At 62.6% G+C, this 19,112-nt stretch carries 14 protein-coding genes; 12 read left to right on the top strand and 2 right to left on the bottom strand.

Annotation, left to right across the window (positions count from 1 at the left end; all coding sequences use genetic code 11):
• Nucleotides 1–383 precede the first annotated feature (383 nt).
• From AB7M32_RS23600 to AB7M32_RS23550, 11 genes are all read left to right on the top strand, one after another.
• Nucleotides 384–866 (top strand): sigma-70 family RNA polymerase sigma factor, encoded by a 483-nt coding sequence (locus AB7M32_RS23600; protein ID WP_072412318.1) that lies wholly within the window; start codon nt 384–386, stop codon nt 864–866.
• A 146-nt stretch (nt 867–1,012) separates the two neighbouring features.
• On the top strand, nt 1,013–2,347 hold the full coding sequence (locus AB7M32_RS23595; RefSeq protein WP_454251547.1) for a lysine N(6)-hydroxylase/L-ornithine N(5)-oxygenase family protein: 1,335 nt from the start codon (nt 1,013–1,015) through the stop codon (nt 2,345–2,347).
• Between the two features lie 322 nt (nt 2,348–2,669).
• The gene (locus AB7M32_RS23590; RefSeq protein WP_454252191.1) at nt 2,670–5,876 is read left to right on the top strand and encodes an ATP-binding protein; all 3,207 of its coding nucleotides are present in this window, start codon (nt 2,670–2,672) and stop codon (nt 5,874–5,876) included.
• A gap of 265 nt (nt 5,877–6,141) precedes the next feature.
• Nucleotides 6,142–6,576, top strand: coding sequence for a response regulator (locus AB7M32_RS23585; protein WP_454251546.1), 435 nt, complete (start codon nt 6,142–6,144; stop codon nt 6,574–6,576).
• A 114-nt stretch (nt 6,577–6,690) separates the two neighbouring features.
• Nucleotides 6,691–7,305, top strand: coding sequence for a response regulator (locus AB7M32_RS23580; RefSeq protein ID WP_454251545.1), 615 nt, complete (start codon nt 6,691–6,693; stop codon nt 7,303–7,305).
• A 225-nt stretch (nt 7,306–7,530) separates the two neighbouring features.
• Nucleotides 7,531–8,397, top strand: a complete 867-nt coding sequence (locus AB7M32_RS23575; RefSeq protein ID WP_454251544.1) for a pirin family protein — start codon at nt 7,531–7,533, stop codon at nt 8,395–8,397.
• Between the two features lie 196 nt (nt 8,398–8,593).
• Nucleotides 8,594–10,036, top strand: a complete 1,443-nt coding sequence (locus AB7M32_RS23570; protein ID WP_454251543.1) for a mechanosensitive ion channel domain-containing protein — start codon at nt 8,594–8,596, stop codon at nt 10,034–10,036.
• A 305-nt stretch (nt 10,037–10,341) separates the two neighbouring features.
• Nucleotides 10,342–10,782: a carboxymuconolactone decarboxylase family protein gene (locus AB7M32_RS23565; RefSeq protein ID WP_053123536.1), complete on the top strand. Its 441-nt coding sequence runs from the start codon at nt 10,342–10,344 to the stop codon at nt 10,780–10,782.
• A gap of 217 nt (nt 10,783–10,999) precedes the next feature.
• Nucleotides 11,000–11,500, top strand: a complete 501-nt coding sequence (locus tag AB7M32_RS23560; protein WP_454251542.1) for a sigma-70 family RNA polymerase sigma factor — start codon at nt 11,000–11,002, stop codon at nt 11,498–11,500.
• Nucleotides 11,501–11,537: 37 nt separating this feature from the next.
• Entirely contained in the window at nt 11,538–12,521 is a 984-nt protein-coding gene (locus AB7M32_RS23555; RefSeq protein ID WP_454251541.1) for a FecR family protein, read from the top strand.
• A gap of 97 nt (nt 12,522–12,618) precedes the next feature.
• Entirely contained in the window at nt 12,619–15,057 is a 2,439-nt protein-coding gene (locus AB7M32_RS23550) for a TonB-dependent siderophore receptor (protein WP_454251540.1), read from the top strand.
• A 220-nt stretch (nt 15,058–15,277) separates the two neighbouring features.
• Here the strand turns inward: AB7M32_RS23550 and AB7M32_RS23545 are convergent, their stop codons facing one another.
• Nucleotides 15,278–16,429 (bottom strand): MFS transporter, encoded by a 1,152-nt coding sequence (locus tag AB7M32_RS23545; protein ID WP_454251539.1) that lies wholly within the window; start codon nt 16,427–16,429, stop codon nt 15,278–15,280.
• A gap of 233 nt (nt 16,430–16,662) precedes the next feature.
• Here AB7M32_RS23545 and AB7M32_RS23540 point away from each other — a divergent pair, with 233 nt between their 5' ends.
• Nucleotides 16,663–17,655, top strand: coding sequence for a diaminopimelate epimerase (locus tag AB7M32_RS23540; RefSeq protein ID WP_454251538.1), 993 nt, complete (start codon nt 16,663–16,665; stop codon nt 17,653–17,655).
• 199 nt (nt 17,656–17,854) lie between these two features.
• Here AB7M32_RS23540 and codA read toward each other — a convergent pair whose 3' ends face one another.
• Nucleotides 17,855–19,102, bottom strand: a complete 1,248-nt coding sequence (gene codA, locus AB7M32_RS23535; protein ID WP_454251537.1) for a cytosine deaminase — start codon at nt 19,100–19,102, stop codon at nt 17,855–17,857.
• Nucleotides 19,103–19,112 lie beyond the last annotated feature (10 nt).

The following is a 19,112-nucleotide window of genomic DNA, read 5'->3' as shown; positions in this document are numbered from 1 at the left end:
TGGTAGCAGGTTGAAGGGAGGACAACTCAATCGCCAAGCCATGTGATGTTGTGGCGAGGGGATTTATCTGTGGCGAGGGGATTTATCCCCGTTGGGCTGCGAAGCAGCCCCACCAAAAACCAGCGCCTCGGTGTATCAGATGTATTGAGTGGACTGGTTTGGGGCCGCTTCGCAGCCCAGCGGGGATAAATCCCCTCGCCACAGGAGCCATGCTACGCCATAGCCGAGGGGGGACGAATCAACCCCGATACAAACCAACGCTTTAAATCTATATGAGAATTACTATAAATTACGCGATTGAATTTGCCATTATCGTGCCATGCCTTTTTCAGGCATGCCGGATGGCACAGGGATAGCTGGCGCAGCCATTGCGCACGGGAGTCATGTTGGAAAACTACTATCGCGAGCTGGTGTGTTTCCTGAACGCCAGGCTAGGCAACCGCCAGGCGGCCGAGGATGTGGTGCATGACGCCTATGTGCGGGTGCTGGAGCGTGCCAGCGACGTTCCCATCGAACAACCGAGGGCGTTCCTCTACCGCACGGCGCTGAACCTGGTGATCGACGGGCACCGACGCAACGTCCTGCGCCAGGTCGAATCCCTGGATGTGCTGGACAGCGAAGAGCGTTTCTTCACGCCATCGCCCCACACCAGCCTTGACCATGGCCAGCGCCTGGACATGCTGCAGCGCGCCCTGGCCGAGCTGCCGCCGCTGTGCCGCGAGAGTTTCCTGCTGCGCAAGCTCGAAGGCCTGTCCCATTCGCAAATCGCCGAGCGCCTGGGCATTTCCCGGGCACTGGTGGAAAAGCACATTGTCAACGCCATGAAGCACTGCCGCGTTCGCGTGCGTCAGTGGGACGCGCCCTGATTCAATCGTCGCCGGTCACCCGGCGGTAAATTTTTTTTCACTGTCCTCGTTCCTCTCAACAGACGACTTGCCGGCGCCTTCAGTGCCGGTCAGGTTCCCCAGGCTTTTCGTGCCCTGTTGAGGGGCTTTTCCAGAGGACACTGGACATGACACAGGCAATTGCATCGCCCATCGTTCACGACTTGATCGGCATTGGCTTCGGCCCTTCGAACCTGGCGCTGGCCATCGCGCTGCAGGAGCGGGGGCCGGTCCAGGGTGAACTGGACGTGCTGTTCCTCGACAAACAGGCAGATTACCGCTGGCACGGCAATACCCTGGTGACCCAGAGCGAGTTGCAGATTTCCTTCCTCAAGGACCTGGTGACCCTGCGCAACCCCACCAGCCCGTATTCATTCGTCAATTACCTCAAGCACCATGGCCGCCTGGTGGACTTCATCAACCTCGGCACCTTCTACCCGTGCCGCATGGAGTTCAATGACTACCTGCGCTGGGTGGCCGGACACTTCAGCGCACAGAGCCGCTATGGCGAGGAAGTGCTGCGCATCGAGCCGGTGCTGCACAACCAGCAGGTCGAGGCGCTGAGGGTGATTTCCCGCGATGGCCAGGGCGAAGAGTTGGTCCGTACCACCCGCTCGCTGGTGGTCAGCGCCGGCGGTACCGCGCGCATTCCCGAGGCGTTCAAGGCGTTCAAGGATGACGCGCGGGTGTTCCACCATTCCCGGTACCTGGAGCGCATGGCAGCTCAGCCGTGCGTGAAGGGCCAGCCGATGAAGATCGCCATCATCGGCGGTGGGCAGAGCGCCGCCGAGGCCTTCATCGACCTCAATGACAGCTTCCCTTCGGTACAGGTCGACATGATCCTGCGCGGCTCGGCCCTCAAGCCGGCGGACGACAGCCCGTTCGTCAACGAAGTGTTCTCGCCGGAGTTTACCGACCTGGTGTTCCAGCAACCCCACAGCGAGCGCGAACGCCTGGTCAACGAGTATCACAACACCAACTATTCGGTGGTGGACATCGACCTGATCGAGCGTATCTACGGGATTTTCTATCGCCAGAAAGTCTCTGGCATCGCCCGTCATGCATTCCGCACCCTCACCACGGTGGAGAAAGCCACGGCCATCGACGCCGGTGTGGAACTGGCGGTGCGCAACAACGCCACCGGCGAGCTGACGGTACGCCGTTATGACGCCGTGGTACTGGCCACCGGTTACGAGCGGCAGATGCACCGCACCCTGCTGGAGCCGCTGGCGCAGTACCTGGGGGATTTCGAGGTGGATCGCAACTACAAGCTGATTACCGACGAGCGCTGCAAGGCAGCGATCTACATGCAGGGCTTCTGCCAGGCCAGCCATGGCCTGAGCGATACGCTGCTGTCGATCCTGCCGGTGCGTGCCGATGAGATTGCCGGCTCGCTCTATGAGCATGGGAACAATCGCGGACAGGCTCGTCCAGTACGCGACATGCTGTTGGCCGCTGTATAGGCCCTGTAGGAGCGAGTCACATCAGCCAACGCAACCCCTGTGGGAGCGAGCTTGCTCGCGATGGCGTCAGTTCAGCCAATATTGAAGTGGCTGACACTACGCTTTCGCGAGCAAGCTCGCTCCCACAGGTCATAGGTCCTCTCTCTGGTCACTCGCAGGAAATTCTTCAGAAACTTCCTACACTCATGTCATGCGTCTGTTGGACAGGCGCATCGACGGTTCGCTGTTCCCTCGTATTGGCAGTCTGAACCCCCAACCGGTCACCCTGACTGAGGTCGGTGGTGCGCCGGGCCGACCACGCCAAGCGAAACACCCTGACCAGATGATGCTGCTTTTACGCACAGGCCTGTTGGCGCTGTTGCTGGGCTCATTGAGCGTGGCGCCACCGGTAGGCGCGACCCCTGAGTCGTTGCAGGTGCTCGGGCGCTCCAATGTGGATGATTATTCGGTATCCCTGGATGCTGCCGACTGGGCCTGGCTGCGCCAGAAGGGCACGTTGCTGCTGGGGGCCTCGGCGCCGGACTATGCGCCTTTCAGCATCACCGGCAATGGTCGCGACTATGAAGGCTTGACTGCCGACTATGCGCAATTGCTGGGGCAACTCTTGCACGTCACGGTGCAGGTCCAGCGCTATCCGTCCCACGCCGAAGCGCTCCAGGCCCTGCGCGGCGGCGAGATCGACCTGCTCGGCACCGCCAACGGCTTCGAAGCCGCCGATCCGGACCTGGCGATGTCCCAGGCTTATGCCGATGACTTGCCGACCCTGGTGGCCCGCATCGACGACAGCCAGGACTTGCCCACGGACCTGGCGGGCAAGCGGGTGGCCATGCTGTATCACTATTTACCGCCGGAGACGGTCAAGGGGTTTTATCCCGAGGCTTCATTACAGCTGTTCCCCTCGACCTTGAGTGCCATCGGCGCCGTGGCGTTTGGTCAGGCCGACGTCTACCTGGGGGATTCGATCAGTTCCAACTACCTGATCAGCAAGAATTACCTGAACAATGTGCAACTGGCCGATTTCTCGCGGATGGAAGTGCAGCCGTTCGCCTTTGCGGTCAGTCGCGACAACGGGCGCGTGTTGCGCATCGTCAATGCCGCGCTGCACGCCATTCCCGCCAGCGAACGCATGATCATCCTGCGGCGTTGGAGCGCCGGCGGGGCGAGCATGCCCGGTCAGCAGGCGCTGCATTTCAGCGTCAACGAACAGCGTTGGCTGGACGCCCACCCACGCATAAAAGTCGCCGCCAATGAAAACTTCCTGCCGCTGACGTTCTTCGACGAGCAAGGCCATTTGCGCGGCATCGGCGCCGATGTGCTGGCCCGGATCAGCTTGCGCACCGGTTTGAAGTTCGATGTGCAGCGGGGCGGCTCGGTTGACGATTTGATCGGGCAGATCAAGAGCGGCAAGGCCGATGTCCTGGCAACCGCCATCCCCAGCGCCGAACTCGAGGACGAGTTGCGCTTTACCCGACCGTACCTGGCGAACCCGTTCGTGTTAGTGGTGCCGATCAGGGCCAGGGCGCTGACCTTGGACCAGATGGCGGGCAAGCGCGTGGCGCTGGTGCGTGGCAACGTGCTGCGCGAGTTCCTGCTGGAGCAGTTCCCCCGCGTGCAGTTGGTGGCGGCGCAGAATGCGGCCGACGCCATGGCCATGGTCGCCGCCGGCACGGCAGACGCTGCGATCAATCCGCTGATCAGCGCCCGCTACATGATTTCCCGCCAGTACCGCGACACGCTGCAAGTCACCAGCACCGTGGGCACCTTGCCCGCGCACATCGCCCTGGCGACGAACCGGGGCGCATTGGAGCTTTACTCGATCCTGGACAAGGCGCTGTTGAGTATTTCCCCGGAAGAAATGGACGAGCTGACCAACCGCTGGCGCAGTGAGGTGGTGATCGACGACAGTTATTGGCTGCGCAATCGCACCACGATCCTCCAGGGGTTCGCCGTTGCTGCGCTGCTGTTGCTGGTGGCCTTGGGCTGGGGCATTTATCTGCGGCGGCTGTTGGAACAGTTGCGCGTGGCCAAGGAAAGCGCCGACGAGGCCAATCGAGCCAAGACCACCTTCGTGGCGACCATGAGCCATGAAATCCGTACGCCGATGAATGCGGTGATCGGCCTGCTGGAGTTGGCCCTGAAAAAAGCCGACCAGGGCGTCGTGGACCGATTCGCCATCGAAGTCGCGTCGGGTGCGGCCCATGGCATGCTGGACCTGATCGGCGACATCCTCGACATCGCCCGCATCGAGTCGGGCAAGTTGTCGCTGGCGCCGCAGCGGGCCAATCTGCACACGTTGATCGAATCGGTGGCGCGGATTTTCGAGGGCCTGGCCTGGCAGAAACACCTGCGCTTGCATTGGGTGCTGGATGCCGGACTCGACCGCGACGTGTTGATTGATCCATTGCGTTTCAAGCAGATCGTCTCGAACCTGTTGAGCAACGCCATCAAGTTCACCGACCAGGGCGAAGTGCGCCTCAGTGTGCGCGGCGAGCCGGCTCCCGGGCACGAACGCCTGGGTCTTTGCCTGCGGGTGGAGGACACCGGTTGCGGTATTTCCCCCGAGGATCAGCGTCGCCTGTTCAGCCCCTTTGCCCAGGCCGGCCAGCACCCGCAGTCGGCTCGCAGCGGTTCCGGGTTGGGGTTGGTCATCAGCCGTACGTTGTGCGAAATGATGGGGGGCACCCTGGTGTTGCACAGCGTGCCGGGGCAGGGCACGCAGGTCGAGGTTCTGCTGGACCTGCCCTTGCTCGATGTACTGCCGGCGGCGCCTGCCGAGGTCGAGGCGCTGCTGCCGGTCCCGGCGTTGAGTATCCTGGTGGTCGACGACTACCCGGCCAACCGCTTGCTGCTGTCCCAGCAACTGGGTTACCTGGGGCATCGTGTCCAGGAAGCGCAGAACGGTGTCGAAGGTTTGCAGGCCTGGCGCGGCGAACACTTCGATGTGGTCATCACCGACTGCAACATGCCCTTGATGAGCGGCTACGAACTGGCCCGTACCATTCGCGTCGAAGAGCGCGACCGCAAGCTGTCGCCAGTGGTGATCCTGGGGTTCACGGCCAACGCCCAGCCCGAGGAGCGGGACCGCTGCGCCGAAGCCGGGATGGACGATTGCCTGTTCAAGCCCATCGGCCTCAGGGAACTCAATGCGTGCCTGGCTTCGGTCACGCCGGATCCGCGGGCGCCCCAGTCCGGCGATGGCCTCGACTTGACCGGCCTGGAGCAATTGACCGGTGGTGACGCGACGGCCATCAAGGCTTTGCTGGAAGAACTGGTCAGCAGCAATGCCGAAGATCAAGCGCGATTGCTGCACTTGGCCACCCGACAGGATTTGCCGGGCCTGGCGGACCTGGCACACCGGATCAAGGGCGGGGCGCGGATTATCCAGGCGCAACGCCTGATCGCTGCCTGCGAGGCGCTGGAAAGCGCGTGTCGAGGGAACGACACGGTGCTGCTCGCCGACGCCGTGGAAGACCTTCGCCAGGCCATCGAGCACCTGGCTGAACGGCTGAAAACCAACCTGGAGGAATAGGCGCTAAGAACCGTAGGAGCTGACGAGTGAAACGAGGCTGCGATCTTTCCAAAGACCCTTGAATGCCAAGCGAACGATCAAAAGATCGCAGGCTTCGCCAGCGTACAAAGCGCCGAGCGGGATAAATTCCATCGCCATAGGGGCTGTGTCTGTCCTTATTTTAGGATTAGTCCTACATCGCCCTTCAAACGCTTCCTCTAGCCTGAGCGCCCTTAATGTTCTTGAGCCGGTGCCTACCTGGCGCATTGCTATTGGAAAGCTTGCCATGCCGAACAAAGCACTCCGTATCCTGATTGCCGACCCACAACATACCCATCGAATCGTGCTGGAACGTCTGTTCAACCAACAGGGTTACTACCGGATTGTCCCCGTGAGCCACTTGCAGGAATTGCTCACGCTGGTGGAGTACGGCAGCGAGCCGTTCGACCTGATTGTCATTAACGCGCAACTGGCCGGTGGCGCACTGGATCTGCACGATTTTGTTGTCTATAACCCACAGGTCCGCCACGGGATGATTTACAACGCGCAACCGGCCCGTCAGTCGCTGGGGCCTGTCGCGCGTCGATCGAGCCTGCACTTGAGCCAGGCGCCGCTGCCTGACCTGGCCTCACTGCGGCGCTTGATGGAGCGGGTTGATCCTCAGGTCCATGAGCCGCTGCCAGCGTGGGGGCGTCCCCTCAGGCAGGGACATGGACGCTGAACCAGACCGTTGGTCTGCCCTGTCAGGTCTGACAGGTGGCAGGGCCTGGTGCTTGTGCGAGAGTCCGGTGCGGTCATGGCGCCGGTGCCGTTTGTATTGTTTTGGGGAACTGCCTTGAAAGACGTGTTGATCGTGGATGACCACCCTGTCATACGAGGGGCGCTGCGGCTGATTTGCCAGAATGAGGCGTTCACCCACATCCGGGACGTCAGCGGCGCGGCCGAGGCCAGGGCCCTCATCAAGGAGGGCGCGCCAGACCTGGTGATCCTGGACCTGGTGATGAACGGCTTCGATGGCCTGGACCTGCTGGTCTGGATCATGGCCCAGTTTCCTGAGTGCAGCGTGCTGGTGTTCACGTCCCAGGATGCGCAGCACTTCTGCAACCGCTGCATCTCGGCTGGGGCCCGAGGCTTTGTGACCAAGAAAAGCGATCTGAAGGAGTTGACCAAGGCCATCCAGGCGTTGAAGTCCGGTTATGCCTATTTTTCCCAGATGTCCGTCCGGCTGGATTTCCAGCAACGCAGCGAACAGCAGGCCCTGGAAAGTCTCTCCACCCGCGAGCTGTCCATCTTGCGCATGCTGGCCATGGGCATGCGTGGCAAGGACATCGCTGAAAGCCTGTTCCTGAGTCCGAAAACCGTCAGTACCTACAAGACGCGCCTGTTGGAAAAGCTGGGGCTGCAATCCTTGGTGGGGTTGTCGGAGTTTGCCAAGCGCAATCACCTTTGAATGAGTGATACCCAAACCTGTGGGAGCGAGCTTGCTCGCGATAGCGGTGTGCCTGTCGATGCATCTTCGGCTGATACCCTGTCATCGCGAGCAAGCTCGCTCCCACAGGCGTTTGGTCGTTCTCCAAATGGAACGCTAAGGCCGGTTTTTGCCGTCTAGTGCTTCAAGAGTGTCGGTTTTAAGCTGTCTCCATCAAATCGCAGTACCTGATTTTGGAGACACAGCATGAAAAACATCATCGGCCTCTACACCAGCCCACGGCCCCATTGGGTCGGCGACGGTTTCCAGGTGCGTACGCTGTTTTCCTACGACAACCTGGGCAAGCACATCAGCCCGTTCCTGCTACTGGACCACGCCGCCCCCACCGAATTCACGCCGACCAGCGAGCGCCGTGGCGTCGGCCAGCACCCCCATCGTGGGTTCGAAACCGTGACCATCGTCTACCAGGGCGAGCTGGAACACCGTGACTCCACCGGCAGCGGCGGCAAGATTGGTCCTGGCGATGTGCAATGGATGACCGCCGCTTCCGGCATCATCCACGAAGAGTTCCACTCCGAAGCGTTTGCCCGTCAAGGCGGGTTCATGGAAATGGTCCAACTGTGGGTCAACCTGCCCGCCAAGGACAAGATGGCCCCGGCCGGCTACCAGACGATCCTCAAGGGCGACATTCCGAACATCGCCCTGGAGGACAACGCCGGCAGCCTGCGCCTGATCGCCGGGCGTTTCGAAGGGCATCAAGGCCCGGCACGGACCTTCACCCCCATCGATGTTTGGGACATCCGCTTGAATGCCGGGAAAAACCTCACCCTTGACCTGCACGAAGGCCACAACACCGCCGTGGTGGTGCTGCGGGGCTCGGTCCAGGCCAATGGCCGCGAACGGGTCGAGGCCGGGCAGATGGCCCTGTTCGACCGGGCCGGCGACCAATTGAGCCTGCAAGCCAATAACGACGCGGTGCTGTTGCTGCTCAGTGGCGAGCCGATCGACGAACCCATCGTTGGCCATGGTCCGTTCGTGATGAACAGCGAACAGGAAATCCACCAGGCCTTCAATGATTTCCACTCCGGGCGTTTTGGCCGGATGGACGATTGAGCGCGAAAACCACTGCCACTTAGTACCCACTGTGGGAGCGAGCTTGCTCGCGATAGCGATCTAACTGTCCATGCATCATTGACTGACACACCGCAATCGCGAGCAAGCTCGCTCCCACATGGGGATCTGCGGGGGATCTCTACAGCGTGTTCAATCTGTGCCAATCTTCGCCAATCGCCCTCCTGGAGCTGTCCCGATGCTGTTTCTGATCTCCGAGCACCCGCTGCTCTGTGCCCTGGCGCTGCTGGTGCTCGACCTCCTGATGTGGCATCTGGTCAGTGCGGATCGGATCTATTGGAAAGTCGGCGCAAGGCTGGTGATTTTTTCGTTGTTCAGCGTGCTGCTGTTCAACGAAGGCCTCAACCCCATGGTCCCGGCGCAATGGGTCGACGATGTGCCGCGGCACCTGGCCGCTACCGGTTTGCAGATCACTTGGTGGCTGTTCGCCGCGCGAACCCTGACGGTGATGATCGTGGCGGCGATGATGCAACGGGTCGGCCACACCGGGCGGTTGTTGCAGGATTTGCTCGGCGCTGTGATTTTCCTGATCGCCGTCATCGCGGCACTGGCCTATGTGCTGGATTTGCCGGTCAAGGGCGTGCTGGCCACCTCTGGCGCGATGGCGATCATCGTCGGCCTGGCCTTGCAGAGCACCCTCAGCGACGTGTTCTCCGGGATCGTGCTCAACACCACCAAGCCCTATCAGCTCGATGATTGGATTTCCATCGACGGCACTGAAGGCCGGGTCACCGATATCGACTGGCGGGCCACGCGCTTGCAGACCGCCCAGGGCAGCATGGCGGTGATTCCCAACTCGTTGGCGGCCAAGGCCAAGGTCATCAACTTCAGTCGCCCCAGCGATGTCCATGGCCTGTCCATCAGCATCCAGGTCAGCCCGCATGCGCGGCCACAAACCGTGATCGACGCGTTGGAACGCGCCATGATCGGCTGTCGTTCCCTGCTCGCCACCCCGGCCCCCAGCGTCGCCCTCAAGAGCAGCGGCAGCGGCGGGGCGGAGTATGAAATCAGCGGGTTCGTCGCCTCCATGGCCCTGAAACGCACGGTGCGCAACCAGTTGTTCGACCTGGCGTTCCGGCATTTGCAGGCGTCGGGCGTGAGCCTGCTGTCCACCAGTGAAAGCGCCACGCCCCAGGCGGTGTCGCGGCCCCGGGCACTGCTGGAAAGCTCGAGCATTTTCTCCACCCTGCGCCAGGATGAGAAAGACACCTTCAGCCAGAACATGACCCTGCAGACCTTCCGCGCCGGCGATGTGATCCTGGCGGCGGGGGAGGTCAGCGATCACCTGTTCATCATCGAGTCAGGGGTGGTCAGCGTCACCCTCATGCGCAACGGCCAGCCACTCGAGGGCGGACGCATGGGGCCGGGGGAAGTGATCGGCGAAGCCGGGATCGTCGCCGAGCAGGCGGCCCTGGCGACTTTTTCCGCCAAGACGTTCTGCACCCTGTACCGCATCGAAAACAGCTACCTCAAGCCGTGCCTTGAGGCCCGTCGCGACATCAACGACGCGATGAAAAACCTGCTGGACGTGCGCATGCACCTGGCCCAGAACCTCACCCGCGACCTGCCCAAGCCCGTCGCCAAGAAACGCTTCCTGCAGTGGCTGCGCAGCCGGGCCTGAAGCCTATCCCCTGTGGCGAGGGAGCTTGCTCCCGCTGGGTCTGTAGGAGCTGACGAGCGAAGCGAGGCTGCGATCTTTCCACTGCCAATTGAGTCTGGGGCGGAAGATCAAAGGATCGCAGGCTTCGCCAGCTCCTACAAAGCCGAGCGGGAGCAAGCTCCCTCGCCACAGGCGCCTCCAGCCCTCCTTCAGGTAAACCCCGACGCGTTCCCCATTGGCCACCCGAACTTCCCAACAATTGGCTATTTGTCCCGCGCCACTGCACGGCTAACGTAGCGCTACACCTAATCGTTCTGGAGTTCACCATGCAACCGCGTATCGATTTCTACACCGCTTCCCCGGACGCTTTCAAAGCCATGCTGGCCCTGGAAAACGCCGCCTCGAACCTGGGCCTGGAAAAGTCGCTGCTGGAGCTGGTCAAGCTGCGTTCCTCGCAAATCAACGGCTGCGCCTTCTGCATCGACATGCACACCGCCGACGCCCGCAAGGACGGCGAAACCGAACGGCGCCTGTACGCCGTGACCGCCTGGCGCGAAGCGCCGTTCTTCACCGGCCGCGAGCGCGCCGCACTGGCCTGGACCGAAGCCCTGACCCGCCTGAGCGACACCCACGCGCCGGACGCCGACTATGCCTTGCTGAGCGAGCATTTCAGCCCCAAGGAAATGGTCGACCTGACCGTGGCAATCAACGCCATCAATGGCTGGAACCGCTTGGCCGTGGGCTTTCGCAAGATGCCTGAGGCGTAATCGGGCGAAGAAGAAAAACCTGTGGGAGCGAGCTTGCTCGCGATGGCGGTGTGATAGTCAATGCCCCCTTGACTGACACACCGCCATCGCGAGCAAGCTCGCTCCCACAAAGGTTTATGCTCAATTTTAAAGCTTCGGACGACAGGCACTGTAATAGGTTTGCTTCATATGAATAGTAACCATTACTATTCATGCCCCGTTTCCACAGCGCGCCGTGATGACCCCCAAGTTGCCCCGCAGACCCGGCTTTTTCGAGCATTACGAAGAGTTGATCGGCACCTGGACCCGGCGCCTGCGCAATCGCCAGCAGGCCGAGGACCTGGCCCATGACACCTTCGTGCGGGTGCTTGAGTCCGATTCGAGCGGGGTCGAACAGCCACGGGCCTATTTGCATCAGACGGCACGCAACATTGCAGTGGATGGCTATCGGCGCGAAGATCGACGGGGGGCCATGGAAGAGGCTGTCATCGACCCTGGTCAGTCGTTTTCGGGCGACCCGGAGCACTTCATGCACGCGATCCAACTGGCGGACTCCATCGAGCGGGCGCTTGCCGAGCTGCCGGCCAACTGCCGCACGGTGTTCGTCTGGCAGAAGATCGAAGGCCTGACCCAGGCGGAAATCGCCGAGCGCCTGGGCCTGTCAAAAAACATGGTGGAAAAGTATATGATCCGCACCCTGCGGCATCTGCGCGATCGCCTGGACGGAGCAGGCCAATGATCCGTCGCCTTCTTCCACCTGAGCCACAGGACCTTCCATGATGGATAGCCGTGAGTGCCCGTGCGGGCAGGACAGGGTTCGCGATGCGGCGGCGCAATGGTTCGTGCGTTTGCAAGCGCCCGCCATGAGTGTCGAGGAGCGCCAGCGTTTCGAAGCCTGGCTGGACGAACATGCCAACCACCGTGACGAAATTCAGTTGCTCCAGGGTATCTGGAGCGCCACGGACCTGCTGCCCAGGGAACGCCTGCGAGCACTGTGCGAACCACCCGCCGAACGGCCCAAGCGTCGGCCGCTGCTGCGCTACGCTGTTGCTGCCGGACTGTTCGCGGTGGCGCTGGGGTTGGGGCTGTTCAGCGGTTTGAGTTCTTCCACCGACTACAGCGGCGAATACGCCACCGCCCTTGGCGAGCGTCGGCATATCGCCTTGCCGGACGGTTCGATGATCGACCTCAACAGCCGCAGCCGGGTGCGTATTCAATTCGCACACCGTCAGCGCCGGGTGGAACTGGCCGAAGGCGAAGCCCTGTTCAGCGTCGAACACGATGCAGGCCGGCCATTCACCGTCGATGCGGGCAATGGCCAGGTGACGGTGACCGGGACGCGCTTCGATGTGCGCCGCGATGCCGACAAGACCCGGGTGGCGGTGGCGCAGGGCAGCGTCAAGGTCCAGGGACGCGGCGCGTCCCCGGTTCAGTTGGTCAGCCTGACAGCGGGCCTCGGCACCCAGATCGATGCCCAGGGCAACGTCGCCACGCCCTACGCAGTCAACACCGAGGCGCTAACCGCCTGGCGCAACGGCAAGCTGGTGTTCAACGACGCACCACTCAAGGAAGTGGCTGAAGAAGTCTCTCGTTATCGCTCCCAGCCCCTGCGGGTCGGTAGCGCGGCGGTGGGCAACCTGCGCCTGACCAGCGTGTTCCGCGCCGACGACCCCGAGGCGCTGCTCAAGGCACTGCCGAACATCCTGCCGGTGGCCGTGCGCAACCTGGATGACGGCAGCCAGGAAATAATCGCACGATAGATTCAGGTTTTTTCCGAGTTCTTCGTCTTCTTGTCCAACTGCAACTGGTTTGCATTAACAGACGCGTATTCTTGCGATCAACAGGACAAGGTTCGACGTGAAAACCACCGCCAAAAACAACAACCGTACCCACGTACGCTGGCTACCCCTGGTCCTGACTCTGGCGGTCAGCGCCGCTGGGCCCCAGGCGTTCGCCGATCAGGCCGCCACCGCCATTCACATCCAGGCGCAACCGTTGGGGCAAGCCTTGAGCCAGCTCGCCCAGCAGACCGCGTTGCAGGTGTTCTTCAGCCCCGAATCGGTGGCCGGCAAACAAGCGCCGGCGGTGGACGGTCACTTGTCCCCGGAAGCGGCCTTGCGCCAATTGCTGCAGGGCAGCGGCCTGCAATACCAAATCGATAAGGGTTCGGTGACCGTGTTGCCAGCACCTTCGGCGTCCAACGCCGGCCCGCTGGAACTGGGAGCGACTGAAATCCAGGTGGTCGGTGACTGGCTCGGCGATGCCAACGCCGAAGTGGTGCAGAACCACCCCGGTGCGCGTACGGTGATCCGCCGCCAAGCGATGGTGGAGCAGGGCGCCATGAACGTCGGCGACGTGCTGCGGCGGGTGCCGGGGGTGCAGGTGCAAGAGGCCAACGGTACCGGCGGCAGCGATATTTCCCTGAACGTCGGCGTGCGCGGCCTGACCTCACGTTTGTCGCCACGCTCCACGGTGTTGATCGACGGCGTACCGGCAGCGTTCGCGCCCTATGGCCAGCCGCAACTGTCCATGGCGCCGATTGCCCTGGGCAACCTGGACAGCGTCGACGTGGTGCGCGGCGCCGGCTCGGTGCGCTACGGGCCGCAGAACGTCGGTGGGGTGATCAACTTCGTGACCCGTGCCATTCCGGAGAAAGCCACTGGTGAAATCGGCACCACCCTGGAAACCTCCCAGCGCGGCGGCTGGAAGCACATCGACACGGCCTTCCTCGGCGGCACCGCCGACAATGGCTTGGGCGTGGCCCTGTTGTATTCGGGCGTCAACGGCAACGGGTATCGCCGGAGCAACAACGGCAACGACATCGACGACGTGATTCTCAAGACCCATTGGGCGCCGACCGATGTCGACGACTTCTCGCTGAACTTCCACTACTACGACGCCAAGGCCGACATGCCCGGCGGCCTGACCCAGGTCCAGTACGACGCGGACCCGTACCAGTCCGACCGCGACTGGGACAACTTCAGTGGCCGGCGCAAGGATGTGTCGTTCAAGTGGGTCCGCGAGATCAATGAGCGCACCCAGGCCGAAGTGCTGACCTATTATTCCGACAGCTACCGTGGCAGCACCATCGCCTCCCGGGATCAGCGCAACCTGGTGTCCTACCCGCGCACCTATTACACCTTCGGCATCGAGCCGCGGGTGTCCCACGTGTTCGACCTGGGCCCCACCACCCAGGAAGCCAGCGTCGGTTATCGCTATCTCAAGGAAGGCATGCACGAAGAGGCCAGCCGCCTGGCGTTGCGTAATAACGAACCGGTGGTGCGTCCGGGGGCCGACGGCCACGTCTACCAGGACCGTACCGGCGGCACTGAAGCCCACGCGGTGTATATCGATGACAAGATCGATGTCGGCCAGTGGACCATCACCCCGGGCATCCGCTTCGAAAGCATCAGCACCGAATGGCACGACCGCCCGGTGCTCGACACCGCCGGCCGCCCCGTGCAGGAAAAACGTCGCAGCATCGACAGCAACGAACCGCTGCCGGCCCTGAGCGTGATGTATCACCTATCCGATGCCTGGAAGCTGTTCGCCAACTACGAGACTTCGTTCGGTAGCCTGCAATACTTCCAGCTCGGCCAGGGCGGCGACGGCAACAACACCGCCAACGGCTTGAGCCCGGAAAAGGCCAAGACCTACGAGATCGGCACGCGTTACAACGATGACGTGTGGGGCGGGGAAGTAACGCTGTTCTACATCGACTTCGACGACGAGCTGCAATACATCAGCAACGACGTGGGCTGGACCAACATGGGGGCGACCAAGCACCAGGGGCTGGAGGCTTCGGTGCACTACGACATGGCTGCGCTCGACCCACGTCTCGAAGGCCTCACCGCCAGCGCCGGTTTCACCTACACCCGCGCGACTTACGAAGGCGAGATCCCGAGTTTCAAGGGCCGCGACCTGCCGTTCTATTCCCGCCAGGTGGCCAATGTGGGCCTGCGTTACGAGGTCAATCGCTGGACCTATAACCTCGACGCCTTTGCCCAGTCCAAGCAGCGCTCACCGGGCAACAACGTGAACGCCGATGGCAGCTTCAGCGGCGACTACATCACCGATGGCACCGTCGATGGGCAGTACGGAGACATGCCGGGCTACGTGCTCTGGAACGTGCGCGCCGGCTATGACTTCGGTGCACAGTTGTCGAACCTGAAAGTCGGCGCCGGGGTGAAGAACCTGTTCGATCACCAGTACTACACCCGCTCCAGCGACAACAACTCGGGCATTTACGTCGGTGCACCGCGTACGTTCTTTGTGCAGGCGAGTGTGGGGTTCTGATCGAGGACCAGGCCCTGGGGCTTGGAACACAATGCCAGGGGCTGAAATACAATCCAGTGGCGAGGGAGCTTGCTCCCGCTGGGTCGTGAAGCGACCCCAAAACCTGCTGAATGCGGCGCCTCAGGCACACCGCATCCACTGGTTTACGACTGCTTCGCAGCCGAGCGGGAGCAAGCTCCCTCGCCACAGGTTTACTTGCTAGCCAAGGCTCCTGGAGGCATCAGACCTTCAAGACTTTCCCGCTGACGGCCACCACCACCAGCGACAACGCGATCAACCCAAACGCAAAGCTCAAGCTGCTGCCATGGGCGACGAAGCCGATCAGTGCCGGACCGGCGAGGATGCCGGCGTAGCCGATGGTGGTGATGGCCGGTACGGCGATCGCTTCCGGCATCAGGGTCTGTTTGCCGACGGCGGTGTACAGCACCGGTACGATGTTCGAACACCCGGCACCCACCAACGCATACCCCAGCAGCGCCGCTTGCCACATCGGCGCGAGGGTCGCCAGCAGGAACCCCGCGGCGGCGATCGACCCGCCATAGATGATCACGCGTTTGGCCCCCAGGCGATGCACCACCGAGTCGCCGGTCAGGCGGCCGACGGTCATGGTCAGCGCGAAGGCGGCATAACCCAGCCCGGCATAGGCGGTATCCACCGCGCGCTCGGTGGTCAGGAACACGGCGCTCCAGTCCAGCACCGCACCTTCGGCCAGGAACACGATGAAACAGAGGATGCCGATAAACAGCACCACGCCATGGGGAATGGCGAACGCCGGTCCCGAGCTTTCACTGCCGTAGGCCAACAGGTGCGGCGCCGCCTTGAACAACGCTACCAGCAGCACGCCATTGACCACCAGCGTCGCCCCCAGCGGCGAAAGTCCCAGGCCGAGGAGGGCGCTCACGCCGGCCGCGCCAATGATCCCGCCGAGGCTGAACATGCCGTGGAAACCCGACATCATGGTCTTGCCACTGGCCCGCTCGACGATCACCGCTTGCAGGTTCACGGTCGAGTCCACGGTGCCGAGCCCGGCGCCAAACAGGAACAACGCGGCCACCAGCCAGGGCAGGGAAGTCATTGTCGCCAGCAACGGCAACGCCAGGCAGATCAGAATCGTGCCGCCGCTGAGCACCCGACGGCAGCCGAACCGCGACGCCAGCGCACCGGAAATCGGCATCGCCAGGATCGAGCCGACCCCCAGGCATAACAGCAGCAAGCCGAGGGTGCCTTCATCGAGGTTCGCCCGCACTTTGGCGTAAGGCACCAGTGGCGCCCAGGCGGCGATGCCGATGCCGGCGATGAGGTAGGCGATGCGGGTGGACATCTGTTCCAGGCGTCCGGGGACAAAGGTGGGCGGGGGCGTAATGGCAGTCATGAAACGTCCTTGGTTTTCGTGCGGTGCGGTGGTGCAGGCAAGCAGGGGCCTATGCTTGCATATCCACTGACCGCACCGCGACCCCAAGGTGCCAAAGCCCTGAAGTACGCTCCTTGGACGGCGCGGGTCACTGGTCCTGGTTCACCAGCCAGGTTACGGCGCAAAGATTTGGCTGTATGAGGCAGGCTTCGCCTAAACTACCGGCCCCTCCTGGCTTCCTCCGGACCCGATGCATGGCACCGTTCTACGACGCACGCGGCAATATCTATGGAGTCGTTTCACCGCAGCAGGTCCGTGACCATGGCATCGGTCTGCCTCAGTCGGCTGCCCAGGCCGCGCAGACCCGCGAGTCCTGGGCAACGGCGGCCGTGCACGCGTTCTGCGCCTGGGCGCCGGGTGAGGCGCCGCCGGATGCCAAGGCGCATCGCAGTGATGGGTTGCTGATTGGCCCGTTCCAGAGTGAACCGCCCTTTGATCTGTTGATCCTCAATACCGATGGGACACTGGCCGAGCGCAGCGGCAATGGCCTGACGATTTTCTCCCAGGCCTTGCAAGAGCAGGGCTTGATGGCAGGGATCGGTGATTGCTTGCTGCAGGTCCATCACGATAAACCCGACGGCTTGTCACCGCTGCAAACCTCGGTCCGCGCCGCTGAATTCGAAGGCGCCCAAGGTTTCTGGCTGGACCTGGGCAAACCGCTGTTCGGGCCCGGTGCCGTCGGTGCCCAGGACGTCGAGAGTGTGATGTTCAACCAGTGCGATGTCAGCCGTGTGGCGGCGCTTGAACGGTTGAACCCGGCGTGGGGCAACAGCCAGTTCGTGAACATTGGCAATCCTCATTGCGTGACGCTGGTGGACGGAGCCGAGGCGTTGCCGAGCAATTCGCAGATGCGTGCTGCGGCGCTGTGCCAGAGCCTGACCCGTATCGCCTATGCTCCTCCGGGTGGGGCTGGAATGCCGTGCCCGATGGGGGTGAACCTGCAATGGGCCTGGCTCGAAGCTGAAGGGCGAATCGCCGCCCGGGTGTTCGAGCGAGGCGAAGGTCCCACCGCATCCTCGGGCACCAGCGCCAGCGCCGTGGCCAGTGCTGCCTGGCGAGTGGGCTGGGTGAAGGTGGGGGTGGTGAGGGTGGTGATGCCCGGCGGCACGGCGCCGATTTTGCTGGAAGAAGAGGCGGGCGAGCTTGTGCGGGTCAGGTTGTTTGGTACGGCGTGGCTTGTGCCGTAGGGCTTTCTGGAGGTTTTGTGGTGTGGCTTATACCGCTATCGCGAGCAAGCTCGCTCCCACAGGGGCCCTGTGTCGGACTTAACATTTATGTCCACTGAAGATCCCTTGTGGGAGCGAGCTTGCTCGCGATGGCGGCAGTACATCCAACATCAATGCAACTGACCCACCGCCGTCGCGAGCAAGTTCGTCCACAGGAGAATCAGCTCGGCTGCTGCGCAAACTCCACCACCGGCATCTGCCGCTTCATCAGCACTTCGCCATTGCGAATCGAGTAGAGCGGCAAGCCCTGGCTGCGGATCACTTCGTAGTCGCTGTCCGCCGACAGGATCAGCAGGTTCGCCGGGCGGCCGGGTTCCAGCCCGTAGCGCTCGCCCAGGGCCATGGCCTTGGCGCTGTTGTCGGTGACCAGGTCCAGGGCGCTTTGCAGGTTGCGGTAGCCGAGCATGTGGCAGATATGCAGCCCGGCTTCCAGCACACGCAGGATGTTGCCGTTGCCCAGGGGATACCACGGGTCGACGATGGAGTCCTGGCCGAAGCACACGTTCATCCCGGCTTCGAGCAGTTCATTGACCCGAGTGACCCCACGGCGTTTGGGGAAGGTGTCGAAACGCCCCTGCAGGTGAATGCTTTCGGTCGGGCAAGAGACAAAGCTGATGCCCGAATGCCCGAGCAGGCGGAACAGCTTGGCGCAGTAGGCGTTGTCGTAGGAACCCATGGCCGTGGTGTGGCTGGCGGTGACGCGAGCGCCCATGTCACGGCTGCGGGCTTCTTCGGCGAGCACTTCGAGAAAGCGCGAGTGCGGGTCGTCGGTTTCGTCGCAATGCACATCCACCAGGCAACCGGTGCGTTCGGCCAGGTCCATGAGGAATTTCACCGAGCTGACGCCCTGGTCGCGGGTGTACTCGAAGTGGGGAATGCCGCCCACCACGTCGGCGCCCATGCGGATCGCTTCTTCCATCAGCTCGCGGCCATTGCGATAGGACTCGATGCCTTCCTGGGGAAACGCGACGATCTGCATGTCGATCAGGTGACGGCTTTGCTCGCGCACTTCCAGCATCGCCTTCAGGGCCGTCAGTTCTGGGTCGGTCACGTCGACGTGGGTGCGCACATGCTGGATGCCATGGGCGGCGAGGGCCTGGATGGTTTTCTTGGCGCGGGTGCTGGTGTCTTCCTGGGTGATGGTGGCCTTGCGCTCGCCCCAGCACTCGATGCCTTCGAACAGCGTGCCGCTCATGTTCCAGCGCGGTTCGCCGGCGGTGAGGGTGGCGTCCAGGTGGATGTGCGGTTCGACGAAGGGCGGGACCACCAGGTTGCCGCCGGCATCGAGGTCTTCCGGGCCCAGGCTGGGGGCTTCGGTCTGGCGGGCGATGTTGGCGATCAGTCCGTTTTCCAGGTGCAGTTCATGCAAGCCTTCGTGGTTGCGCAGGCGGGCGTTGATGATGTGCATCGGGCAAATC

Source organism: Pseudomonas sp. R151218B TE3479 (assembly GCF_053629195.1).
Note: the sequence above shows the minus strand (reverse complement) of the source record. Positions and strands in the feature narration are given on the sequence as shown.